General features: G+C 46.1%; 19 protein-coding genes. 4 read left to right on the top strand and 15 right to left on the bottom strand.

The window, feature by feature from the left end; translation table 11 throughout:
- Nucleotides 1–102: 102 nt before the first annotated feature.
- Complete coding sequence (locus tag IEY13_RS20470; protein WP_188955708.1) at nt 103–843, bottom strand: 3-oxoacyl-ACP reductase family protein; 741 nt, start codon at nt 841–843, stop codon at nt 103–105.
- Between the two features lie 89 nt (nt 844–932).
- Between IEY13_RS20470 and IEY13_RS20475 the strand changes: the two genes are divergently transcribed.
- Entirely contained in the window at nt 933–1,322 is a 390-nt protein-coding gene (locus IEY13_RS20475) for a winged helix-turn-helix transcriptional regulator (protein ID WP_188955710.1), read from the top strand.
- A 10-nt stretch (nt 1,323–1,332) separates the two neighbouring features.
- On the opposite strand, the gene IEY13_RS20480 is transcribed toward IEY13_RS20475, so the two are convergent.
- A complete protein-coding gene (locus IEY13_RS20480; protein WP_188955712.1) occupies nt 1,333–1,659 on the bottom strand; it encodes a DMT family transporter in 327 nt (108 codons plus the stop codon).
- Nucleotides 1,660–1,725: 66 nt separating this feature from the next.
- A complete protein-coding gene (locus tag IEY13_RS20485) occupies nt 1,726–2,289 on the bottom strand; it encodes a Crp/Fnr family transcriptional regulator (protein ID WP_188955714.1) in 564 nt (187 codons plus the stop codon).
- A gap of 336 nt (nt 2,290–2,625) precedes the next feature.
- Here IEY13_RS20485 and IEY13_RS20490 point away from each other — a divergent pair, with 336 nt between their 5' ends.
- Together IEY13_RS20490 and IEY13_RS20495 are read left to right on the top strand one after the other, a co-directional pair.
- Entirely contained in the window at nt 2,626–3,429 is an 804-nt protein-coding gene (locus IEY13_RS20490) for a helix-turn-helix domain-containing protein (RefSeq protein ID WP_188955716.1), read from the top strand.
- Nucleotides 3,430–3,517: 88 nt separating this feature from the next.
- A complete protein-coding gene (locus IEY13_RS20495; protein ID WP_188955718.1) occupies nt 3,518–4,342 on the top strand; it encodes an NmrA family NAD(P)-binding protein in 825 nt (274 codons plus the stop codon).
- 50 nt (nt 4,343–4,392) lie between these two features.
- On the opposite strand, the gene IEY13_RS20500 is transcribed toward IEY13_RS20495, so the two are convergent.
- The 3 genes from IEY13_RS20500 to IEY13_RS20510 form a co-directional block, all read right to left on the bottom strand.
- Nucleotides 4,393–5,049, bottom strand: a complete 657-nt coding sequence (locus IEY13_RS20500; RefSeq protein WP_188955720.1) for a DUF1349 domain-containing protein — start codon at nt 5,047–5,049, stop codon at nt 4,393–4,395.
- Between the two features lie 87 nt (nt 5,050–5,136).
- Nucleotides 5,137–6,483, bottom strand: coding sequence for an O-antigen ligase family protein (locus IEY13_RS20505; RefSeq protein WP_188955722.1), 1,347 nt, complete (start codon nt 6,481–6,483; stop codon nt 5,137–5,139).
- A 124-nt stretch (nt 6,484–6,607) separates the two neighbouring features.
- On the bottom strand, nt 6,608–7,915 hold the full coding sequence (locus IEY13_RS20510; protein WP_188955724.1) for a glycosyl hydrolase: 1,308 nt from the start codon (nt 7,913–7,915) through the stop codon (nt 6,608–6,610).
- 166 nt (nt 7,916–8,081) lie between these two features.
- Between IEY13_RS20510 and IEY13_RS20515 the strand changes: the two genes are divergently transcribed.
- A complete protein-coding gene (locus tag IEY13_RS20515; RefSeq protein ID WP_188955726.1) occupies nt 8,082–9,071 on the top strand; it encodes a hypothetical protein in 990 nt (329 codons plus the stop codon).
- A 69-nt stretch (nt 9,072–9,140) separates the two neighbouring features.
- Here IEY13_RS20515 and IEY13_RS20520 read toward each other — a convergent pair whose 3' ends face one another.
- The 9 genes from IEY13_RS20520 to IEY13_RS20560 form a co-directional block, all read right to left on the bottom strand.
- On the bottom strand, nt 9,141–9,524 hold the full coding sequence (locus tag IEY13_RS20520; protein WP_188955728.1) for a VOC family protein: 384 nt from the start codon (nt 9,522–9,524) through the stop codon (nt 9,141–9,143).
- 140 nt (nt 9,525–9,664) lie between these two features.
- Entirely contained in the window at nt 9,665–10,429 is a 765-nt protein-coding gene (locus IEY13_RS20525) for an alpha/beta hydrolase (RefSeq protein ID WP_188955730.1), read from the bottom strand.
- A gap of 109 nt (nt 10,430–10,538) precedes the next feature.
- The gene (locus IEY13_RS20530; RefSeq protein ID WP_229687936.1) at nt 10,539–11,723 is read right to left on the bottom strand and encodes a formylglycine-generating enzyme family protein; all 1,185 of its coding nucleotides are present in this window, start codon (nt 11,721–11,723) and stop codon (nt 10,539–10,541) included.
- Between the two features lie 16 nt (nt 11,724–11,739).
- Complete coding sequence (locus IEY13_RS20535) at nt 11,740–13,380, bottom strand: arylsulfatase (RefSeq protein ID WP_188955732.1); 1,641 nt, start codon at nt 13,378–13,380, stop codon at nt 11,740–11,742.
- A 27-nt stretch (nt 13,381–13,407) separates the two neighbouring features.
- Nucleotides 13,408–15,054: an arylsulfatase gene (locus IEY13_RS20540; RefSeq protein WP_188955734.1), complete on the bottom strand. Its 1,647-nt coding sequence runs from the start codon at nt 15,052–15,054 to the stop codon at nt 13,408–13,410.
- A 5-nt stretch (nt 15,055–15,059) separates the two neighbouring features.
- Nucleotides 15,060–16,535 (bottom strand): RagB/SusD family nutrient uptake outer membrane protein, encoded by a 1,476-nt coding sequence (locus IEY13_RS20545; protein ID WP_188955735.1) that lies wholly within the window; start codon nt 16,533–16,535, stop codon nt 15,060–15,062.
- A 36-nt stretch (nt 16,536–16,571) separates the two neighbouring features.
- Nucleotides 16,572–19,667 (bottom strand): SusC/RagA family TonB-linked outer membrane protein, encoded by a 3,096-nt coding sequence (locus IEY13_RS20550; RefSeq protein ID WP_188955737.1) that lies wholly within the window; start codon nt 19,665–19,667, stop codon nt 16,572–16,574.
- A gap of 332 nt (nt 19,668–19,999) precedes the next feature.
- Nucleotides 20,000–21,061 (bottom strand): DUF6807 domain-containing protein, encoded by a 1,062-nt coding sequence (locus IEY13_RS20555; RefSeq protein ID WP_188955739.1) that lies wholly within the window; start codon nt 21,059–21,061, stop codon nt 20,000–20,002.
- Nucleotides 21,062–21,182: 121 nt separating this feature from the next.
- A complete protein-coding gene (locus IEY13_RS20560; protein ID WP_188955741.1) occupies nt 21,183–23,600 on the bottom strand; it encodes a family 78 glycoside hydrolase catalytic domain in 2,418 nt (805 codons plus the stop codon).
- Nucleotides 23,601–23,612: the final 12 nt, after the last annotated feature.

The following is a 23,612-nucleotide window of genomic DNA, read 5'->3' on the forward strand; positions in this document are numbered from 1 at the left end:
AATTGAGTAAATCCAGACAGATAATGATATTATCAAAGTGTTAAGCAACCTTCGTTACAAAACTTACCGGTTCTTATCCTTCGGTGATAGTTTATTCAGTTATTAAGCATTACCACCACCATCAATGGTTAAAGCGGCACCGTTTACAAAACCAGATTCTTCGCTGGCTACCCATGCCACCAGAGAAGCAATATCCGCTCCTTTACCATAGCGGGGAATAGCCATCTGATTCCGTTGAAAATCTGCGGCCGGACCATCAGCAGGATTCATATCTGTATCTGTAGAACCGGGCTGCACCAGATTCACGGTAATATTCCTTGGCCCCAGATCACGCGCCAATCCCTTTGTATACGCTGTAAGCGCAGATTTACTCATGGCATATAGGGTTATTCCTGCACCTGGCACCCTGTCTGCCAGGCAGCTACCTATATTTATAATCCGGCCTCCGTCAGGCATTTGCTTCAATACGGCCTGCGTGGTAAAAAACGGAGCCTGCACGTTTACAGTCATGATGTAGTTATAATCTTCCTGCGTATAGTCGGCATAAGGTTTGGATACTGCTACACCCGCATTGTTTACCAGTACGTGAATAGTACCAAAATGCGCGGCCGCTTTTTCTGTGGCTGCCACCATATCTGCCGCACTGGCTACATCGGCCTGTATAGCCAGCACCTGGCTACCTTTCTGCTCCAGCTCACTCACCAGCTGCTGCGCTTTTTCTGCACTTTTTACATAAGTAAACGCCACTGCCATTCCATCTGCTGCCAGTCTTCTTACTATAGCCGCTCCAATTCCGCGGCTTCCACCTGTTACCAGGGCTACCCTTTTGTTTACTGTTGACATCTTTTATTATTTATGCGTGCAAATTAATTTACCATCTTTGCTCCCGTATACCGGCACCTGATTGTAAGGTGCTTACAAAAAAGTAAGCTATGCGAAAGGAAACCTCTACCAATAGTTTGAACGAAAACACATTAAGCGATGTGTGTGCTACTGCTTATGCCCTCACTATTCTGGGAGGCCGCTGGAAGCCCACTATACTGCACATATTACTGAATGGAAAACAACGGTTTAGCGAGCTGCGCAAGCTGATGCCGCTGGTATCGGAACGTATGCTGTCGCAACAGTTGAAAGAGCTGGAAAAAGATGGGCTGATAAAAAGAGAAGTATATGCGGAAGTTCCCCCGCGGGTAGAGTATTCTTTAACAGAAGATGGACTGGAGCTGCAGCCTATGCTGCAATGCATTTCGCGCTGGGGTGCCTGGCATAAACGGAAGTATACCGGAAAAGAAATGGCAGAGGGGGCCTGCGTAGTGCAGTAGCAGCTTCGCACTAATGCGAAACTGCTTTTAAGCCTACCACCGAACCGATAAGGGTGATAATAAAAAACACACGCCAGAAGTGTACCGGTTCTTTAAACACAAGAATACCTACCAACGCCGTACCAACGGCACCAATGCCCGTCCACACTGCATACGCCGTTCCTATAGGCAGCTGCTGTACGGCTTTCATCAGCAACAGCATACTGGCAGTTAATGCCACCACAAAGCCTGTATACCACATATACACCGCACTGCCGGTGGCAGCCTGGGCCTTGCCCAGGCAGGAGGCAAAAGCCACTTCAAATAAACCGGCTATAATTAAATACACCCAACTCATATTCTGTTTGTTTAGGGTGCAAATTTCGCAAAGCCAGGCGGGGTAAAATTTTACAAATGATAAAAATTATCGTATTTCGGCCCGTATTCTGCTCAGGCTTACCTGTGTAATGCCCAGGTAAGAGGCTATATGCCCCAGTTGCACGCGCTGTAGCAAATGCGGACTTTCCTGTATCAACTCTTTGTATCGTTCGGTGGCAGTTCTGCACTGGCGGGATATAAAGCGCTCCTCCGTTTTCATCAGTTCCTTTTCGGCCAGCCGCCTGCCCCAGTTGGCAATATGAATATCCTCACCAAACAGCTGCTCCAGCTGGGAGGTCTGAATTTCATACAGCGCACAATCTTCCAGCAATTCAATATCCTCATACCCCCTGTCTTTCGCCACATAACTTTTCATGCTCAGCACCGGATCGCCCTCTTTGCCAAACCAGAAGGTAATTTCGTTATCCCCGTATTCTGAGTAAGCGCGCACAATGCCCTTTTTAATAAAATACATGGCCCGCTCTACCTTATTGGCCTGCAGCAGAATATGCCCTTTGGCGTAAGCCACTTCCGTTACACAGGCTTCCAGCCGCTGCCGGGCTAAAGGTGGCAGCGGAAGTATTCCGTTTATAATTTCTTCTATCAGCATGTAAGGTCAGTTAAAAGCATACCCGCTGCATAAGTGCATGCACAGGAGTATGATCAAATATACTCATTTCAAACGCCGGTATTCTGCCGCTTACGCTTACAGTACGCCCTGTTTGTTAACATTCAGTTCATACACCCGCACCCAAACGGCAAATCGTTGCTGTTAACAGAAACCCATGGCTCCCGGGTGTTTAAACTGTAGCAACACACTTTGTTAAACAGTCTGCAAGGCCAGATGGATACAATAAACCCATTTTTTGCCGTTCATATATCTGACACCTATCCGCTGTTGTCTGCTTAAAGTTTTCTTTAACTTTAAGCAGAGACCTGACAGATTATGCAAGCGCCCACACACATTTCTATACCGGAAAAGCTAAAGCCCTATGTGGCACAGGTATGGTATGTAGAAAGTGCATCGGCCCATGTAATACCTGTGTTTGCAGATGGAGCCACCGGTATCATTTTCCAGCACTCAGCAGGAGATGCGGGTATGACTGCCGGAGGCACCCATACCCGCAAACTGGCCCCCACCTTTCTGTTTGGGCAAACCGTAGCACCGCTTACCCTTAGTACCACGCAGCCTTCCCGCTTACTGGGTTTGCTTTTCCATTCGCACGTAATGCCTTCCATATTCCGGTCGCCGGCAAAAGAATTAACAGACGAATGTATAGACCTTAGTCTGCTGCCTTCTGTACCCAGAATTCATTTAAATGAACAGCTTTGGAACATCACTTCCCCGCAACAACAGGCAGAGCTATTGTTTTACTATCTGGAAAAGCTGATTGAAAAAAACAATACACCGCCAGACAAAGGCATGCACTATGCAACCAGCCGTATTATGCAGCTGAACGGCCAGGCATCGCTAAAAGACCTGCAACGGGAGTTGAATGTAACAGAGCGCACTTTTGAAAGAAGGTTTGAGCAGCATGTGGGCATTTCACCGCGCCTGTACAGCGGCATTGCACAGTTTCAGGCAGCCTTAAAACAATTGCGCGCCGGCCGGTTCTCCCGCCTTTCAGATATTGCTTACGAAAGCGGCTATGCCGACCAATCGCATTTCATCCGTCAGTTTAAAAAGTTTACCCACACTACGCCACTGGATTTTTACCGCCAGCTTCCCGGCTGTCCTTCTCTGTATTAATCAATCGACAGCCGCTTTCAGATTGTCGGTTTCATTCTATTTCCCGCCGCCTTTCGTGCAGAGTTTTGTGTTATAAAAACAGAATAGTATGAAAACACAATCTGCAAAAGATATCCTGGTACTGGGCAGTACCGGCAAAACAGGAAGCCGCGTAGCAGCCGGATTACAACAACTGGGTTACCCGGTACGCATGGGCTCACGTAAAGCAGACATTCCGTTTGAATGGAACGACCCAAACACCTGGCCTGCCGTTGTACAAAATACCCCGGCTGTGTACATCACCTTTCAACCCGACCTGTCGGTACCAGGTGCTGATGAAGCCATAGCCGCTTTTGCACAGGTAGCCGTGGCCGCCGGCGTTGAAAAACTGGTACTACTTTCGGGCAGAGGCGAACCGGAAGCACAACGCTGCGAAGAAATGGTGATACAGAGCGGTGCAGACTGGACCATTGTAAGAGCCAGCTGGTTTATGCAAAACTTTACAGAAAGCCATTTACTGGAACCCGTGCAGGCAGGGTTTGTAGCCCTTCCCGTACAGGCAGTAGGAGAGCCTTTTATAGATGCAGACGATATAGCAGCCGTGGCAATAGCAGCACTTACAGATGATAAACACTCCCAACAGATATATGAAGTAACAGGCCCCCGCCTGCTTACGTTTGAAGAAGCGGTACAGGAAATTGCTGCCGCCAGCGGAAATCCTATTCATTACCAGCAGATCAGTATAGAAGCATACACCGCACAACTGGAATCGTATGGAGTGCCACAGGAGTATATATCGTTACTCGGCTATTTGTTTACACAGGTAATGGATGGCAGAAACGCCTCGGTTACCCATGATGTGGAAAGAGCATTGGGCCGTAAAGCGAAAGACTTTTCTGAATTTGTTCAGCAGGCATTTTCAGTTCCGGCATAATGATAAAAAACAGGCTGCATCAAGTTGATACAGCCTGTTACTGTTGTACATTAGTTTGTTGAAGCATTCTTTTTTAACCAGTCTAAACGGCGCTGATCGGGAAGGTGTTTAACAGAAAACTGTTCAAACGTAGCGTTGAAGCCGTTACCATCCGGGCATGCAGCCATTAAACCTACCATAGCGGGTGTATTATCCTGCAGGTGTGCATTGCGCATCATGATATACTCTTTATCATCAAAAGAATAGAACACTTCCACAGCATCCAGTCTTCTTACAGCTTTAATCCATACAAAGGCAGGCGTTTTATCCAGTGTAATTACACTCCAGTCGCTGGTTTTATGTGTAACTACGGTGCTAAGATTATACTTCCCATCTACAAACTCAATACCCGCCTTAATGTAGTTCTCCTGGTCAATACGTATCATTAACCCCATCTGGTCAAAGCGGGCTTTATACTCACCGGTTATTTTCACTTTGGCTTCAAATTCACCTCCGTAAGTACCATAGTAAAACGGAGCATCATCTACCGTAAAACCATAATGTGAAATACGCCAGTAATCGCTCTGGGGAGTTACAAACATACTTAGCGCATTGTTTTTAATACTCCACTTTTCGGGTTCATTAAACCATTGCAGTTTTTCCAGGCTCTGGGCCTGTGTTTTTTGAATCAGAAGAAGGCTGAAAATTCCGACAAGAATCTTTTTCATGATACTGATGTTTTGTTTCGGGCTATTTTTCGCTAATATACAGTAAAGCCCGAAACCAGATATCTGTCAACCTGCTTCCCTGTGCTGTTATAAAGAAACAACAGCTTCTCGCTGTTCCGCTATTGTGATGGGAACCACAATAGCAGCAGAACGTGCTTTAGTAGTACGCCAGCCTTCTGTAAGGGCTATTAAAAAAGCCACCTCCATACATCCGACGCTACGGTCGAAATAAGATTCGGGCAGTAACTGCCAGATCAGTTCTATAATAATAAAAAAGCCCAGCAGATCTTTACTGCGTATACTGCCCCATAAAGGCAGTACTATATAAGCCAGCAGAAACAAAGCCAACCCAAACACCCCAAAAGCCACCAGCACATCCAGATAGGTATTATGCAGGTTACGCTTGCCGGTGTATCCAAAAATAAAGTTATTGCGTTCGTACACTTTTACCAGATCGGCCTTTTTATCGCCCAGGCCTGTACCGGTAAGCCAGTTTTCGCCTGCCAGCTGCCAGCCGCAGTGCCATATAGCCATGCGTATGTTAGCACCATTCCACTGGCTTTCATCAAATTCATAGTTATAATTGCTTTCCGGTGCTATACGTGAAAACTCGTAGTTGGTATGCTTCAGTTCCGTAAAACGACTCAGCGTTTTTGGAAAAAAAGAGGATAGCAGAAAAAAAGCAGCTACCAGCACAGCACTTACACCCAGCGCCATTACAAAACTTCTGTTTTTTATAATTACGTAGCCGAGATACAAGAAAGCACAAACCGCAAAAGCCACCAACGCCATTCTGCTGGCCAACAGAAACGTAAACGCAGCCAGTACTGCCATGGCTGCAAAAATCAACACACGCTTTACTAACGTAAACCGAACCTCTTTCAATAAATAGATAAAGCAGAAGATAGCCACGTTTACAAGCGAAGCCATATAGGTGGACTGTTTATCTACCCATTTACTTAAATCGTTACTGTATAAAAAATACGACTCGTGCGATATAAGGTATTGCCGTATAGAAAGCGACATACAAACCACCGCCGCCAGGGTAACCACTATAGCAAAAACCAACACCAGCCGGCGCTTCATTTGCTCACCTATCATTACCAAACCCAAAGCGGCCGGGAAAAGTAACAGCGGCAACCGCAACATTACCAGATCCCACCCTTCTTTTATATTGGTAGAAATACAGGCGCTTACTATATGTAGCAGAAAAAAAAACAGCATCAACTGTACCGCCTTGCGCTCTTTTAATAACGCCCATTTCTCACGTAAAGTATTCATGAAAAAACTATACACAAACAAAGCTCCTATGCTTATGCTATTAATAGCCTGTATATGGGGTATAAACAAGGTTATCAGAAAAACGGAGGTAAGAACAAAGAATATCCGGTCCTTTCCCGAAGGAATGGAGTAGGCTTTTACGGAAACAGACATACCAACTATGTTAAATGGGTAAACAGAACTTCACACACATTTAATACGACGCCTGTTTACAAAATGTTAGGCCGCAGATTGCTTTTAAGAGAATTTTTACAAAACGCTGTGCAACGCTGCTGCCTTACCGGTGCGTGAAGCCATAAATAATTGCTTCTTTCCAAAAGGTTTCACTCAGTAAATCAGCTGCCAATGTGGCTGATTGCCCGGCATCTTTTAACAAGACAGCTACCACCTGTTCCGCAGTTACACCAGAGGCAAGGCGCTGCAGCCAGTAATGCAGCCATTGAACACCTGCCTCTGTGGCATATAACTTCCGGTATACGGCCCTCAGAAAGTCTTCGTTGCCATATTGGGTTTCTTCAATACGATACTGCATGGCAGCAAATAACGGTTTAAAGGTATAAGTGGTGTAACGGCTAACCCAGTTTACTACACCGTAAACACTTTCAGAGGGGTTATAGGCTGGTTTGCTTTTATCGGCAAAGGCGGGCTCATCCAGCAGTTCGTATACAAAAAAGGCTTTTACCTGCTTACGCTGGTGTAACTGAAGCATATAGCGATCCATCCATGCACGCTGATCTTCCTCCGCAGAAGTACCATCGCTATTCCAGCTTCCATGTCTACGATTAATTTCGGTTATCCATACCGGTTTTTGAAAAGAAGATACGATAGATAAAATATCCCCATGGCCTTTGGCGTTATCTAAATCACCCATGTCTGAATACCAGTGCAGCCCCAGTATATCATAAGGCACATTGTAATCGCGCAGCAACTGAAAATAGCCATAGTGCAACCAGCCGGAATTATCTATAATGGTCTGCGCGGCAGGATCTACCGCTTTAATGCCTTCATACATGCCTTTAAAAAAGGCCGCCAGCAACTTAAACTGCTGTAAATCGTAATCGGTAGTTTTATCTCCATGCCCCCCTTTCAGTATTTTTCGTTCTTCCTCATTACCCATTTCGTAGTAATGGAAATGACTGCTGTAAACAGAGGCAAAAGAAAAACCTATTTTGCGGCCACGCCGGAAGGCGTCTGCCTCGTTACTGCTCTTTTGCCATCCCGTAAGGTATAGCATGGGTAACAGAGAAATATTTCTGGCTGCTGACTTATGTAATAGTTCGTCCATTACCGCCTGCTGTATTACCACACCATTGGTATCGGTAGGTACATCTACCCGGTAATAGCTCATCCCCATTTTCTGCACCAGATTCAACTGTAGCTCTATGTTGTTTTTGTAAGCCTCCTGCGTAAGCGGGTGGCCGTTAATACCCCATATAAATCCATCGGCCACCACCAGCGGTGCCGCCTTTTTAATTCGGGTAACGGCAGCTTCCGGTAAGCGATCCGCTTCGGGATGCGCCTCTTTGCTACAGGATACCATACAGATAACAGGAAGAAGAAAGAGAATAAAACGGGCGGACATCATGCTACAAAGTTCAATACCAGACAGCGTTTCAAAGCATTATGCCTATTAAAAGAAGATTGATTTTAAGCACGGAAATAAAGAAATGCTTAAAAGCCGCAGTGCAGGGGTATTGGCATTTTTAAACAATACCTATATCTTTATCTGATATTTAAAGTAATTCGTATCTATGCTAATCACAAAAACCCGGTGGACCATTGAGCCACAGCGGATTGTTATCCGCCCTTTTGGACTATTCTTTATTCTAGGCGGCGTTCTTGCTGCCATTTTTATTGCCATCTTTTTCGCATTCAACGGTATAGGGCAACAAAGCCCTATTGGCAGCGCGCCGTTTGCCCTGTTTCTGTTACTGATTCTGGTAGCGTTTATCCTGGGCGGCTTTACCTACATTCTGTTCGACCGCACATCGGGCAAAATGCAAAAAATGCTGTTTGGCTTTATTCCGGTTAAAACCATTCCGTTCAACCAGCTTCATGGCGTAAACACCGTTACACAGGCAGCTGGTGGCTTCAACTACCGCATTTTTACCCGAACAGACAAATTTGGGAAAGGTACTGTTATTTCCTGCGGCTACAGTAAAGACACAGACCGCAATGCCGTTGCCTTCAACAACGAAGTAGTTCCACTGATTCACCAGTTTCTGGATGCGGTAGCACCACTGCCGGCAGAGAAAGAAGTGTACATAAGCGACTATACTTATTTTACAGAGGCAGATGGCGTATACACACTCAAAACCAGTAAAGTGGGTGGCCTGGTGCTGGGTGTACCGCTGCTGCTGGTGGGCATTCATGAGTGTACCCCGGCTGCATGGCTTACCAATGTAACCACCTTTGGCAAATTGGCGGTGTGCATTTTTCCCATTGCCATGGGCCTTATTTTCATTGCTGCTGCCTTCACCACCATTTCCTTCAATACACGCACCCGCATGGTGGCAAGAAAAAGCCCCATCCGGCTAAACAATCAGGAGCATCCTTTTGAGCACTATGTGAATTTTCAGAGTGTACGCAAAACGCATAACGGCATTTACACAGGCACTGATGTAGTAATGTACTTTCATAAACCAGGCGATAAAAATGCAAAGGGGTTACTGATATCCTCCTTCCGCAATTCACGTAAAATTGAGCGCCTGATGCAGGAGGTTGCAAGCATTATGAGGTAGTTATTCATAAACAGCGCCTGAAGCGGCAATACCGCTCAGGCGCTGTTATCTGTTACGTACATGAAGATATTACGCCTCTTCTTCCAGCACAGACAAGATATTGCCTGCCGGATCTTTAAACCAGGCAATCTTAGGGCCGCCTCCATGAAAAATGCCCTTCTCATCGGTAACAAAGCCCGGCTCGTTATAAATTTCCATATGAATACCCAGTTTTGTTAATTCCTCCACAGCCTGTTCCACATTAGCCACCGGAAAATTTAATACTGTATGCGTAGCAGGCACATGATGCTCTTTAGGGTATATGATTACCCGGTTACCGCCAAACAATTCCAGCGTAATAATGCCTTCCATTCCATCAGCAACGTCCAGCTTTAGTAAATGCCCATAAAAATGCCGTGCCTCTGTAATATTACTGGTAGAAAAACTGCAAAAAGCCTTACTGCTTGTAAACATGATAGCCTCCTTTTTTATGGTATCTGTTTGTGCTGCAAACCTGCTGCCAGTTATTTACCATTGTTTAAACAGAAAAAGGCGTTTTATGAATATTCATAAAACGCCTTTTTCTGCAAATAAGTTATATCAGCCCCTGCAGGCTATTTTGCACCGGCAGCTGCTTCAATAACCGCAGACACTGCTTTGGGCTGTGAAATAAATACAACGTGGCTGCCTTTGATTTCTGTTACTGCTGCTTTAGAGCGTGCATACATTTTACGCTCAATTTCAGGATTAATGCTTTTATCTTCTGTAGCTACAATGGCCCAGCTGGGTTTGGTTTTCCAGGCAGGGTTAGTAACGCGGGTTACAAAACCGCTTACATTCATAGCCCCCTGCGAAGCATACATAAACGCAGCCTGCTCTTTAGATAAGTCCGCACAAAAGCCTGCGTGATACTTAGCCTTGTCGTAATAAGAAAAACCGGTTGAATCGGGCGGAATAATACCATTTTCAGGAGCCGGAGGCGCCCAGCCATTCAAATCCAGCACATTCTCTCCCGCATCGGGCTGAAAAGCAGCCACATACACCAGCGAAGCCACCTTGGGCGAGTTACCTGCTTCGGTAATAATTACACCACCGTAGGAATGCCCTACCAGTACTACCGGACCTTCCAGCTTATCCAGCACACGCTTTACAGAAGCCACATCATCTGCAAAAGAAGTTAAAGGGTTTTGCACTATGGTAACATTGTATCCCTTTTTAGTAAGGATATTATAAACACCCTGCCATCCGGAACCATCGGCATAAGAGCCGTGTACCAATACCACATTCTTAATTTGTGCAACACCTGCAAATTGCATGAGAAGAAAAGCAGGCAATAACAAAAGCGCACCTATTCTGCTTAACCGGTTAAAAGTTTTCATTTAGCTTGTTTTAGTTTGTTATCGGTTTTGATATGTGAACACAAAGCTAGCGTGCGCTTTGCCCCACGTCAATTGCTAAAACAATGTATTAGATGTCACTTTTATCAGTTTATTGCTTTACACACCGGAAACCCAGATGTTCCATACCGCTGTCTTCGCTGGTTTTCATGCGGCGCGATACCCGGTAGCCGGAACAATATCCATCGTTACAAAGAAAAGAGCCACCCCTTATTACACGTTTAAAAGCCAGCGGCTCATTTGGGTCGTATGCTTTGGATGGCCCTTGCGGATTGTTAATGCCGTCTGGATTATTTACCGTTTGGTAATAACGGCTATCATAGTAATCCGCACACCATTCCCACACATTGCCCGCCATATCATACAAACCATAACCATTGGGTTTGTATGACTGAACAGGCGCTGCGTAATAGAAACTATCCTTTACGGTATTATTATCCGGGAAGTGCCCCTGCCACGAATTGGCTTTCGGCTGCCCCTCATCTACCGGCTCGTTACCCCAGGGGTAAATATTATTGGTAAGGCTGCCCCGGGCTGCCCATTCCCACTCCGCTTCGGTAGGTAAACGCTTACCCGCCCATTTGCAATAAGCCTGTGCATCGTACCAGGAAATATGCACCACCGGGTAGTTTTCCTTTCCTGCTATACTGCTGCCGGGGCCGTGGGGGTGCCGCCAGTCTGCCCCAGCCTTCCACTGCCACCACTGGCTGTAATCGTTCAGCGGTACTGCCTCTGCGGGGGCTGTAAATATTAATGAGGCAGGTATCAGCACCGAAGCATCCGGTTCGGGCGTACCGGCCGGCAATTGCTTCTTTAACTCGTTCCAGTCCGGCTTTTTTTCAGCAGTAGTTACATAGCCGGTAGCTTTTACAAACTGCGCAAACTGAGCGTTGGTTACTTCGGTTATATCCATCCAGAAGCCACCTACAGTAACTTTATGTTTCGGATATTCATCATCTGCTGCCTGGTTGTTATCGCCACCCATATTATAGCTGCCACCGGCTATCCATACCATACCGGCGTGATTATCAGATGCAGTATCCACAGAACGCGCCGGCAAACCGGCAGCCGGGCAATCCTGCAATGCAGTTGTGGAAAAATGTGACGAAGCCACCGGCATACAACAGGCAGCTGCATGCCTTTCTACCGGCGAATCTGCAACGTCACCTTCTTTACCCGGCACATAATGCGGCCCGCGGGAGGCCAGTATTAATACAACCGGCGCAGTGAATAATACAAAAGCAATACAACTCCTTTTTATCCGGTACATATCCATCTCCCCACTTTACTGTTTAAAAAAGAAAACCGCCCGCCTGCTTTTCCTGCTGCTTGCTTTTTCTGAAATCTTTCATACTCTGCGGCTCTTTATCTTCTAATGTAGCAAAATCTACCACACCATTCTCTTTAGCCCAGGCAAAATATTGTACAGACAGCCGGCTTACAATATCATGATGTTCGCGGGCTACGTTTTTAGTTTCACCAGGATCGTTTTCCAGGTTGTACAGCTCCCACGAGTAAGAGGGCCAGGCAGATACCAGCTTCCAGTTACCTTCGCGAACGGCCCTGTTACCTGCCCGCTCCCAGAACAGCGGTTTGGCACGTTGCACTTCATTATCCTGCCCATATAGTACGGGCAATAAACTTTTACCAGGCAAAGCGTATGCACTGGTGCCATTATAGGTAGCCGGATATTTTGTGCCTGCCAGTTCATAAAACGTAGGAGCCAGATCAATAATATGCCCGGTACCCTTACGGATAGCGCCGCCCTTTATCTTACCCGGAAACCAGGCAATAAAAGGAGAATTGATACCACCCTCATGCATATCATCTTTAAAACCCAGAAAAGGGGTATTGGATAAATAAGACCAGTTTTTGCTCTGCGATTCGTTAGAACCTGTAGTACCCACCGGGCCACTGTTACGTGAAGCGCCATGATGCCAACGCACCAGATCTTCAGCCGGAGCACCATTGTCCGACACAAAAATGACCAAAGTATTTTCATCTGCGCCAATCGCTTTCAGCTTAGCCAGTATCTCACCCACACCCTGATCTAACCGGTCTACCATAGCAGCAAACACTTCCATTTTTTTAGTCCACAGCTGGCGCTGATCGTAAGAGAGTCTTGCCCAATCATAAATATCCTCATCTTTAACAGACAAACCTGCGTTGCCACTGACAATACCCAGTTGTTTTTGTTTTTCAAAACGCTCCTGCCTTAACACATCCCAGCCCTTATCATACTTTCCTTTGTATTTAGCAATATCTTCCGGCAGGGCAATTAACGGCCAGTGCGGCGCGGTATAAGCCAGATACAGAAAGAAGGGTTTATCCTTTTTTGAGGCCTCATCCAGAAAACTAATGGCGTTTTTAGTAATTACATTGGTTTGAAAATATTCTGGCAAAGGATACCCCAGGCTATCGGTAAGCACTTTTCTCTCGCCCGGCGCACCCGATGCTGCCGAAGCCTCATCGCGTGGATATACATAATCGAAGCCCCGCTGCCAGGGCAGACTTACATCTTTGCCAGATACATGCCATTTGCCCGAAGTAATAGTAGTATACCCACCCGCCTTTAACACCTCTGCCAGGGTAAGCGATTGCTGGTTAATGTAGCCCTGGTAAGCAGGCAACCCCAGATTGTTAGAAAAATAACCTACCCCCGCTTTATGCTGGTATTGGCCGGTAAGTAAAGAGGCCCTTGTGGGTGCGCAGATAGAGTTATTATAAAACTGTTGCAGGCGCAAACCATCGCTGGCCAGGCGATCTAAGTTGGGCGTGGCTATTTCAGAACCATAAGCGCCCAGATCTGAATAACCCAGATCATCTGCCAGAATAAGAATAATATTGGGCCGTTTATTTTTATTTTTCGGCCCCTGCTGCGCCATGCCTTCTATAGATAATGCTGCCAGTGCAGCCAGTAACAAGTATTTCATTCCGGAATCATTTTGATAAGTGATGAATTAAAGACGTCTTCCTCCTCCTGCCGGTGCCGCCGCATTCCCCCTGCCCTGCTGAGGCTGTGTTCTTAACCTGCTGTAGTCAACCACATCATTCTCCTGCGCCCATTTCTGATACTTCTCTTTCAATTGCTTAACCACTTCAGGATATTTTGCAGCCAGGTCTGTATTCTCCGCCCGGTCTGTTTCTATATCATATAACTCATACTTATCTGTGTTTTCAGCAGTGGATACCAGCTTCCACTTCCCTTCCCGCACAGCCCTGTTGCCACCTCTTTCCCAGAACAGCGGTTCTGCCCGGTTTACATTATCCGTTTGGCCGGTTAGCAACGGCACCAGGCTTTTACCAGGCAGCTTATTGGTGGTAACACCATTAAACGTAGCGGGATAACCTGCACCGGCCAGCTGGTAAAAAGTAGGTGCCAGATCAATTAAATGCGCAGTACCTGTGGCAATAGCGCCGGCTTTAATCTGTTTGGGATACCAGGCAATAAACGGTGCACTGATGCCGCCCTCGTAAGGTGTACCCTTATAGTTGCGCAGTGGAGAGTTACCCGTTTGCGACCAGTTACTGTTCTGCACCTCGTAAGAACCTGCACTGCCTACAGGTCCTGTATTTCTGGATGTATATAAACGAAGGCTGTTACCACCCTGTGCCCCGTTATCAGAAATAAATACAATAAGCGTATTATCATCTTTCTTTAATTCTTTCAGTTTGCCAAGCAACTTACCCAAACTCTGATCTACATGGTCAATCATAGCCGCATACACCTCCTGCCGGCGCTGCCAGTATTGCTGCTCATCCCAGGTAAGCTTGCCGAAGGATTGCAGGTCTTTATCGTGCACAGCAATCTGCTGGCTTTTATCAATTACGCCTTTGGCAACCGCATTCTTATAACGCTGCACTCTGAGAGAATCCCAGCCTATGCTGTATTTGCCTTTATACTTTGCTATATCCTCCGGCACAGCCTGCAACGGCCAGTGTGGTGCATTAAATGCCAGGTACAGGAAGAAAGGTTTTTGCTCCCGGTTCTGCTCATCCAGAAAACCCAGCGCCTGGCTGGTTATTTCATCTGTCAGGTATTTTCCTTTCTCCAGATAAAAAGGTTCATTGTTGCGGTACAGCTGCACATCCGGCTTATTCCTATCATTGATTTCATAGTAATTACTGGCACCGCCAATAAAACCAAACGACTTATCAAAGCCACGCTGTGCAGGCCATTGGTCTTTATCATCCCCTACATGCCATTTACCGGAAAGTATAGTGGAGTAGCCCGCAGTTTTCAACACCTCAGCCAGTGTTAAAGATTCTTTGTTTAAAAAACCCTGGTAAGCCGGCAGGCCCAGGTTTACGTTAAAATACCCTACGCCGGCCTTATGCTGGTATTGTCCGGTAAGTAATGATGCCCTTGTGGGTGCACAGATAGAATTATTGTAAAACTCTTTTAAACGAAGCCCTTCGCCTGCCAGCTTATCCAGGTTGGGCGTTTGAATATCCAGGCCACCATAAGGGCCAATATCAGAAAAACCCAGATCATCTACCAATACCAGAATAATATTAGGCTTCTGGCTTTTCTGGGCCGGCAGCGGAAGGGCTATGCCCATAGCCGCTGCCAGCAATACATATTTGAATGTTTGTAACCGCACCATAGTAATTAGTTTAACCAGTCTGGATGTTGTTTTAATTTAAGATTCAGATTTATCTCGCGCTGGGGTGTAGGAAAATGAATATGCTTAGGCGCTGCCATAGTTTTACCAGCAGCCTTTAGCGTAGCTACATAATAGTCTGCGCCGCGACGTGCCAGATCAAACCAGCGCTGATATTCAAATACCAGCTCCTTTCTTCTTTCCTGAAATACCGAATCGCGAAAGGCATTCCGGCTCAGTGCCGGAGCAATATCTTTTAACTTAGTAATATGCGCCCGTTGCCGCACTTCATCTATGGCACGGTAGGCTTCATCTGTGGGGCCGTTATTATCCTCATTCAGCGCTTCCGCATAAATCAGCAATACCTCGGCATAACGGATAATGGGCAGGTTTTTAGACGATTGCCCCTGATTGCCTACCACAGATTCATCGTAATATTTATGAAACTGCGGAGCCGCAAGCTTATATAACCTGCCATCAACAGGGCTTACAATTTCTGTTACAAACGTAACAGTGCGGCGGGTATCGCTGGCGCTAAAGCTTTCGTACAATTTGCCCGCTGCATGCAGCGCATCAGCATAATCGCCATTAATACCCGGCACATCCGCAGGTGCAGACCGGCTGGCCAGACTGTTACCCTGATATCCGGAATTGCCTTTAAACTGTGCGGAAAATATATGCTCTTTCCCATTTTTGGTGGCCACCGCAAATACATCCGCAAAATTCTCAAACAAAGCGTACCCCTCGTTATCAATTACGTCCTTGCTTTTCAGCACTGCATTTTTCCAGTCTTTTTGGGTAAGATATACTTTGGCCAGCAGGCTTTTGGCGGCACCGGAAGTGGCACGGCCCAGATCGGCCGATGCGTACGTTGCACGTTTGGGCAGCTTCTCCGCATCTGTAAGATCGGTAATAATTTGCTGATACACCGCCTCTTCCGTTGCCTTTGCTACATACAGGTTTTCTGCGCTTAACGAAGTGGTTTCATGCAGTACCAACGGTACCGGCCCAAACCAACGCACCAGATTAAAGTAGTGCAACGCCCGCAAAAACTTCGCTTCATTTATCAGTCGCGTTCTTACAGCGGCATCTATTTTAGCGGCATCAATTAAAGCTATACGGTCAATGGCAATATTAGCCGTATTAATACCATCATAGCTCTGTTTCCACAGCTGCTCCATACGGTCGTTAGAAGCATCGTGCGTTAAGCCGGATATAGCCCGCACATGCGCATTGCGGGCACGCGGGCCAGCTTCATAATCATCCGTAGCCATTTCCACACCTATCTGAAATAAACTATTGTATAACGACTGACCGCTTTCGTACAGCTTTCTGTAGTTAGCTGTAACCGCAGCTTCTGCCTGGTTTTGATTTTGATAAAACTGTTCTGTTACCAGAAACGATTCCGGCTTTTCTTCCAGCTTAGAACATGCCCCTGCTGCAAATGCCGCCAGCACAAGCGATACTATTGTTTGAATTCTCATACTAATCAGTTTGAATAAACTACCTGTAATCAATTTTTAGAAGCTTACGCGCAGCCCGGCATTGAATGTTTTGGCTACGGGATAAATGCCTGAATCTGTTCCCGGCGATACGTTGCTGCCCGAAGTAACTTCAGGATCAAAACCTGTATACTTAGTAAACGTTAACAGGTTTTGTGCAGATACAAACACACTCACAGCCGTGAGGTTAGCCTTCGTAAGCAATGTTTTAGGTAAAGCGTAAGAAAGATTGATATTTTTCACCCGCAAAAAGGAGCCATCTTCCACAAAACGATCAGAAAAGATAGGTGCCGGATCCAGCTTGGCCCGTGGAATAGTAGTGCTGGGGTTGGTTTCTGTCCATCTGTCCAGCGCAGTTACGGAGGCATTCTGCTGGCCGGTAAACATTTCCAGTGTTTGCCGGTTGCTGTTGATAATCTGATTACCGTATACACCCTGCAGCAATACAGACAAATCAAACCCTTTCCAGGAAAGGTTGTTGATAATACCGTAAATAAAATCAGGCTGCGCATTGCCAATTATAGCCCTGTCTGCCGCAGTGGTAAAAGCACCATCTCCACTCACATCTTTATAAAGGCGATCGCCCGGTTTGGGGGTAGCACTGCCGGTAAACTTCCCTTTGGCAGTTTCTTCACCGGTTTGTAATATACCATCGGTAATCGTTCCGTAGAAAGTACCCAACGGCTGCCCTACCTGAATAACATAGTTACCGCTGATATAAGAAGAAGCTCCATTACCAATGGTTAATACCTTATTGCGGTTAAAGGATATATTCAGATCGGTTTCCCAGCTGAAGTTTTTGCGTACAATGTTTTTTGTTTTAATGCCCAGCTCCAGGCCTTTGTTTTCTACAGAACCAAAGTTTTGCAGCGAGCTGGCATAACCCGTAGTCCACGGAATTTCAACATTCAGCAACAGGTCGTTTGTTTTTTTATAATACGCATCCAGCGATACCAGTAAGCGGTTGCTGAACAGCCCAACATCAATACCTGCATCGTACTGATAAGTAGTTTCCCAGCCGAGATTATCGTTGGGTACCCTGTTAGGTGCAAAGCCTGTAAGTATAGAACCGCCAAAAATATAGTTGAGGCTGTATAAAGTTGATAAAGATTGATACTGCCCTATTTCCAGATTGCCCGTGGTACCAAAGCTGGATCTTATTTTCAAATCAGTAACATGCTTCAGCAGCGGCTTAAAAAAATCTTCATTACTGATTTTCCAGGAAGCAGCCAGCGATGGAAAATTGCCCCATTTATTGTTTTTACCAAAACGGGAAGAACCATCACGACGGATACTGGCGGTAAGGTAATACAGGTTATTATAGCTATAATTAACCCTGCCCAGATAAGAATGTAATACCCAGCTATAGGTATCCGAAGCAGGCCTTACCAATGTAGCACCGCTGCCCAGGTTGTTATACGTAAGATCGTCAGAAACAAAATTCTGTGCGCCTGCTATAAATGATTCATTGGTAGCCTCCTGTTGTGTAAACCCGGCAAGCGCATCTATAGCATGCTTACCAAAGCTTTTGTTATACGTAATAGTGTTTTCATTTAACCACGAATTGTAGTTAGAAGAACCCAAAGAAGCGGTTCCTTTAGGCCCGGCACCCTCATAAATAGCAGAGGGTACATAGTACTTATCTTTCTGATTGCTTACATCTGCACCTGCAAGTACCTTTACAGCCAGGTTGCGTGCAATGGTATATTCTGCATAAGCAGTACCCAGTAACCGGTTTATATTCGATTTATTGCTGGTTTCATTCAACGTAGCAATGGGGTTGGCAAAGATGTTTTCAAAAGGATTCCGTAAAGTATAGCTGCCATCAGGCTCATAAATAGTGGCCGTTGGCGGCATAATTAACAAGGAGCCTATTATACCTGAAGGTGCAATATTGGCTTTGGAACCAGATATAGCTAAGCTCACGCCGGTTTTTAAATGATCACCCGGCCGCGCATCTACATTCGCCCGTAAGCTTAAGCGGGAAAAATCAGTATTCTTAATAATCCCTTCCTGCTTATAATAGTTACCCGATAACAGATACTGTACTTTGGCAGAGCCACCACTTACCGAAAGCTGATGGCTTTGCAAAGGTGCTTTGCGAAAAGCAGCATTTTGCCAGTTAGTACCCTCACCCAGCTGGTCTATCTGCTGCTGCGATAAATACTGATACTTTCCCGCAGCAGGTGTGGTACTGTATAACACTTCGTTTCTCAATATGGCAAAGTCTTTAGCCCCCAGCACATCAATCTTTTTACGTACAGTTTGCATTCCGTATGAGGTTTCAAAGTTGATATTATTCCTGTCTGCCTTTCCTTTTTTAGTGGTGATAATTACCACACCATTAGCACCTCTGGAACCATAAATGGCTGTAGCAGAAGCATCTTTTAAAATGTCTACCGATTCTATATCCGCCGGGTTAATACTGGCCAGCGGATTAGTGGGCGTACCACTTAATGCACCTGTGGAAGCAGCACTGTTGTACAACGGAAAACCATCTACTACATACAACGGCTCATTACCGCCCTGGATGGAGGCGCCCCCTCTTATTCTGATGCTTACACCACCGCCCGGCTGCCCGGAGGTTTGTGTAACCTGAACACCGGTGGCCGCCCCTTTCAGCGCCTGATCCAGCGAGCTTACCGGCTGCTTTAATGCAGCCTGCGACACGGATGCAATAGCCCCGGTTACATCGCCCCGTTTGCGGGTACCGTAACCTACCACTACTACACCATTCAAATCGTTTGCTGCTTCTGTTAATTCCACCGTAAGCGGCGATCCGTTAGCGGTTACTTTTACATCCTGATAACCTATTGAGCTAATGAGGAGATTGTAGGGAAAAGATTGCCCGGTAATAAGCGTAAACCTGCCCTCTGCATCAGTCTGCGTTTGGTTGGTTACACCCTCAATTTTAATAGAAGCACCCGCAAGCGGTTCTTTGGTACGGGCATCTGTTACCCTGCCCCTGAGTGTTGAGTTAATAAGCGGTTTGCTTTGTGCCTGTAAAAGCTGCGGCAAAAAGAATAGTGTGGCAATAACCGAAGACCGTAATACATAACGGTTTCGAAAAGCCAGGGCATGAATTGCCCTTGAGGCTTTCGCAAGATTTTGCATACCTTTGTTGGGGTTATAAATGAATAATGAAAACAGGCGCCAACGCCAATTGAGATCCTGTTTTGTTATTGATAATCCTGGGGAAGTATTAATACTTCCCCTTTTTTATGCTAAGTAAATGGCTGATAATGTTGCATCAGCAACAACAACGAAAAGAAGAGATGTAATGCGACATGCAAAACAACTGGAATGGATATGCAGTTAGTCTGGTTGCCATAATTAACATTTTGAAGTGCAAATATAGGGCTTGAATAAATAAACCCACAATTTTAGTAGACTAAATAAATAAAATTACCGGTGGCCCGGAATACATTCTGCCAGTGCAACTTCATTTACTTTTTTGCTTCAGGCTGCTGCAACAGTGCATTTGCTTCAAATGCACCGGCCAGTTGGTTAATCTGCTCCGGCAAAAGTGTTTGATTGCCATTGGCTATTACTATGCGATAGCGGAAAGTAAGAGATTCCCCTTTTTGTAAACGGAGGTTTAGCGCACTCCTTCCATTGGTGAACACAGCCTCGCCTAAGGGGTTAACGGCAAACAACCCGTAACCACGGGCATGCCAGAAAGCGGGGTAGTTAATATTCTTTGAATGATCTATAATAGCAATACTGACAGAATCGGCCCCCACCTTCCCGTATAAGAGGCACCATGCAGCCCGGCTGCTCCATACAGCATCGCCCTGCTTACCTGCTGCGGAAAGATAGTTACCATTCTCTGTAAAAGCGGTATCGTTAGCAGCCACTTTACTTTTTGGATGTGGATACATCTGCAATGCACGGGTTACCCGCATGCCCAGCAAACCATCTTTCACATCTTTCATAAACACCGCTGTATTTGCTGTAAGGGTAGTAACCCGGTCTATAATACGCTGGTGATTGTTTCCGGAAAATACCAACCGGGTATTCTCTTCCAGCAGCACCTGATTTCCCTGATTAGTCCAGTTGCTATGGTAATCCACTATTCCTTCTTTACCACTACGCACCTGCTTTATCTTATCTGTCTTAATCCAACCGTAACGGCTTTTCTTCTCTTCAGGTATAGCGGTGGAATTATTCCAGAAGTCAAGTCCATTTACACTTTCATAATTGAACCAGATACCCGTGTGATGTGGATGATCTACCGGCTCACCCGGAAGTGGAGGATAACCCCGTGTTACCAGGGTACCATTGGCAGCATACACAGGATATAGAACAGGCTTTTCCAGACTATCCTGGTAACAGAGGCTGGTAAAGAGTTGGTTATTGATAAGAATATCTACTTTATGGGCAGTATCGTTTTTTATTACCTGTACCCGATCCATTGTTTGCGCCCAACCGGCATAGCCGGATAAAACACCTGCAGCAATACAAAAAAACGGTTTTACATACAGCAGGATATTGATAATCTGTTTCATATGAGGTGGTTTTACCAGCAAGCGATGATTACAAACCGTTGCTTCTTTTGAATGATAAACACCACAAAAGGAGCAGCGGATGGAAAGATAGCGATAGCAAACCAAATAGTTGCACACCCACCTAAAACCGATACTCATTTTTCCCTTCCTTTAACGGATACGTTTTACCCTTCCAGATAAAAACACCAGTTAAACCAGCAGGTAATGCTATTACTGCGGCAGCGCTATTCTTCGCCTCCTTATTTATCATTACCTGAATGTTCCCTGCCGGCAACGGCATACTCCCTGATACAAAAGTCAATTGCCCCATGGCAGGCTTTACCTGTACTGTTTTAAAGCCTGCCGTTAGTGGCGTAATACCACAAAGCGTTGCCAGAAAATCATAATTAGGGCTGGCGCTCCACGCGTGGCAGTCAGATCGGCTGGGGTCTGGCGTTTCAGCAAAAGTAGTCAGCCCTTCTTTCAGCATTTGCCGCCATGGCGTTAACTGCTCATAATACCGCTCTGCCATACCTGCTTTTTTCAATGCCTGCACCAGATAAAACCGGTAATAAAAGCTGGCCTGCGCCAATGCACTATCGTGTAGTAAACGGTTTAGTACATTTACCTGCTGCCGGGCATCAACAGCCCCGGATAGCACAGCCATAATATTGGTATGCTGGCTGAAAGCGTTTTTATCCGGCGTATCACCCAGTAAACCGCGGCGTGCATCAAAACAATGTTCATAAGTACCCTTGTTAAGCCTGCCTGCCATAAACTGGTAACGGCGCGCTTCTTCCGTTCTGCCAAAATGTTGAAACAAGGTGGCCGCCTGTGCCAGTGTGTAAGCATAGTGCAGTGTAAGCACTGCAGCATTGCCATCCGTTGCACCAGGCGGTACACCCATGGGTATATAGGTTGAAGTCCAGTCTGTAAAGTTCCACCATTGCATAGGCCCCAGCATAGCTTTGCCGGTATCTATATGTTTTTCATACCAGCTTAGCACACCCGCAGCAGCATCCAGATATTGCCTCAGAAAAACATCATCACTGCGGTGCATCATAAAGTCGTACAACATAGATACCCAGTACAGCGAAAAAGGAGGTATTACCTGCAGGCGGTTACTGGGGTAACGCCCCTGCGTAAGCCCTTCCGGTACGCGTGAATTATAAAAATCGTTGATTGCCTTTTTCATCAACCGGTGATCTCCGCTCATATACAACGATATCAGTGCCTGTATACGCGTATCTCCAATATATTGCAGCTGCTCATAGTAAGGGCAATCATAGTAGGTATCGCCTGCACAAAGCCGGGCAGTACGCCAGCCCACCTTCCATATTTCTTTTAACGTGGTGTCACTGCTTGTAAAAGAAGCTTTTTCCTGAAAAGGATAGCCCGTATACATACCATATATATCTTCCAATACCAGCGGTTCCTGGCCGGTTACAATATCCAGTTGTATATAACGGAATGCACGCTGTACCAGCGGGCGAAAAATGCGTTTCTCCTGCCCATCCGGCTCAAACAGGTCATAATTGCCTATCAGTTCTTTCCCTTCTATCTCATTGCGGTTTCCCTTGCGTCCATTGTTAAAAAGCGCTTCGGCATAGCTTATCTTAACAGAAGCTCCTCTGCCCCTGCTTACCACCAGTTCAGGGTAAGCCATAGTATTAAAAGACTGATCCAATAATAAACTTGCTTTTTTTCCCGCCGGAATAAGTACCGGCGCTTTACCATTCAGAAAGTGCTCATCGGCTTGTACACCATCGGTTCGCCTGGTTTTATGGAGCCGTTGAAACGTTTGCTCCATAAAAGGAATGGTACGCGGCAATAACGTCCAGCGATTATCCGTGCCGTAGCCAACGGGTACGGCAGCGGAACCCACTTTTACGGCATGCGGCCATGCCCGTGCATCAAACAAAGACTTTTCCCAACCCCAGGGATAGTTTGCTGCTATAAAATGATCACCCGGCCCCAATGCAAAGTAGGTTTTAAGCAGCGAGCCGTTATTGAGCGAGCAGGGCCGGTAAGCACTGTCAGCGAATACCTGCCAGCTGGTATCGGTATTCACCAGCCGCTCCGCAGCACCACTACCCTGCAATACAAAGCCTGTTTGGTTAGATACCTGCGCCACGGCGGCATACTCCCCCATGTTCCATACCAATGCAGCTATTACGTTTTCACCCTCCTTTAAAAAAGGAGCGATATCAAAACTATCAAAGTACCAGTTATACAAATCGCCCTGCGCCGGACCAAAGCATACCGGAGTACCATTTACAAACAGCCGGTAGCGGTTATCGGCCGTAAGGTGTATTACAAATTTTTCCGGTTTGCGCTGTAGCTGTATCTTTTTTCTGAAATGATACACCCCATAGCCACGCTGGGCTACCCCAGGGCAGGTAATCCACTGCGCTCCCCAGGGCTTGCTTAATAAATCAGCATGCACCAGCGGTTGCTGACCGGCACACAGCATGGTAAGGCTGCAAAAACAGGCCAACAGAAAAAATGGCAACCTGCATAAGCCTCTGGCATTACTCACATCCAATATTCCTGCTTTCATAATACAGTACTT

This window comes from Filimonas zeae, from assembly GCF_014641615.1.
Taxonomy (GTDB): Bacteria; Bacteroidota; Bacteroidia; order Chitinophagales; family Chitinophagaceae; genus Filimonas; species Filimonas zeae.

What these genes read in the sequence shown, in the direction of transcription:
- IEY13_RS20470 (WP_188955708.1), bottom strand. Translation starts at nt 843, where the DNA reads ATGTCAACAGTAAACAAAAGGGTAGCCCTGGTAACAGGTGGAAGCCGC.
- IEY13_RS20475 (WP_188955710.1), top strand. Translation starts at nt 933, where the DNA reads ATGCGAAAGGAAACCTCTACCAATAGTTTGAACGAAAACACATTAAGC.
- IEY13_RS20480 (WP_188955712.1), bottom strand. Translation starts at nt 1,659, where the DNA reads ATGAGTTGGGTGTATTTAATTATAGCCGGTTTATTTGAAGTGGCTTTT.
- IEY13_RS20485 (WP_188955714.1), bottom strand. Translation starts at nt 2,289, where the DNA reads ATGCTGATAGAAGAAATTATAAACGGAATACTTCCGCTGCCACCTTTA.
- IEY13_RS20490 (WP_188955716.1), top strand. Translation starts at nt 2,626, where the DNA reads ATGCAAGCGCCCACACACATTTCTATACCGGAAAAGCTAAAGCCCTAT.
- IEY13_RS20495 (WP_188955718.1), top strand. Translation starts at nt 3,518, where the DNA reads ATGAAAACACAATCTGCAAAAGATATCCTGGTACTGGGCAGTACCGGC.
- IEY13_RS20500 (WP_188955720.1), bottom strand. Translation starts at nt 5,049, where the DNA reads ATGAAAAAGATTCTTGTCGGAATTTTCAGCCTTCTTCTGATTCAAAAA.
- IEY13_RS20505 (WP_188955722.1), bottom strand. Translation starts at nt 6,483, where the DNA reads ATGTCTGTTTCCGTAAAAGCCTACTCCATTCCTTCGGGAAAGGACCGG.
- IEY13_RS20510 (WP_188955724.1), bottom strand. Translation starts at nt 7,915, where the DNA reads ATGATGTCCGCCCGTTTTATTCTCTTTCTTCTTCCTGTTATCTGTATG.
- IEY13_RS20515 (WP_188955726.1), top strand. Translation starts at nt 8,082, where the DNA reads ATGCTAATCACAAAAACCCGGTGGACCATTGAGCCACAGCGGATTGTT.
- IEY13_RS20520 (WP_188955728.1), bottom strand. Translation starts at nt 9,524, where the DNA reads ATGTTTACAAGCAGTAAGGCTTTTTGCAGTTTTTCTACCAGTAATATT.
- IEY13_RS20525 (WP_188955730.1), bottom strand. Translation starts at nt 10,429, where the DNA reads ATGAAAACTTTTAACCGGTTAAGCAGAATAGGTGCGCTTTTGTTATTG.
- IEY13_RS20530 (WP_229687936.1), bottom strand. Translation starts at nt 11,723, where the DNA reads ATGGATATGTACCGGATAAAAAGGAGTTGTATTGCTTTTGTATTATTC.
- IEY13_RS20535 (WP_188955732.1), bottom strand. Translation starts at nt 13,380, where the DNA reads ATGAAATACTTGTTACTGGCTGCACTGGCAGCATTATCTATAGAAGGC.
- IEY13_RS20540 (WP_188955734.1), bottom strand. Translation starts at nt 15,054, where the DNA reads ATGGTGCGGTTACAAACATTCAAATATGTATTGCTGGCAGCGGCTATG.
- IEY13_RS20545 (WP_188955735.1), bottom strand. Translation starts at nt 16,535, where the DNA reads ATGAGAATTCAAACAATAGTATCGCTTGTGCTGGCGGCATTTGCAGCA.
- IEY13_RS20550 (WP_188955737.1), bottom strand. Translation starts at nt 19,667, where the DNA reads ATGCAAAATCTTGCGAAAGCCTCAAGGGCAATTCATGCCCTGGCTTTT.
- IEY13_RS20555 (WP_188955739.1), bottom strand. Translation starts at nt 21,061, where the DNA reads ATGAAACAGATTATCAATATCCTGCTGTATGTAAAACCGTTTTTTTGT.
- IEY13_RS20560 (WP_188955741.1), bottom strand. Translation starts at nt 23,600, where the DNA reads ATGAAAGCAGGAATATTGGATGTGAGTAATGCCAGAGGCTTATGCAGG.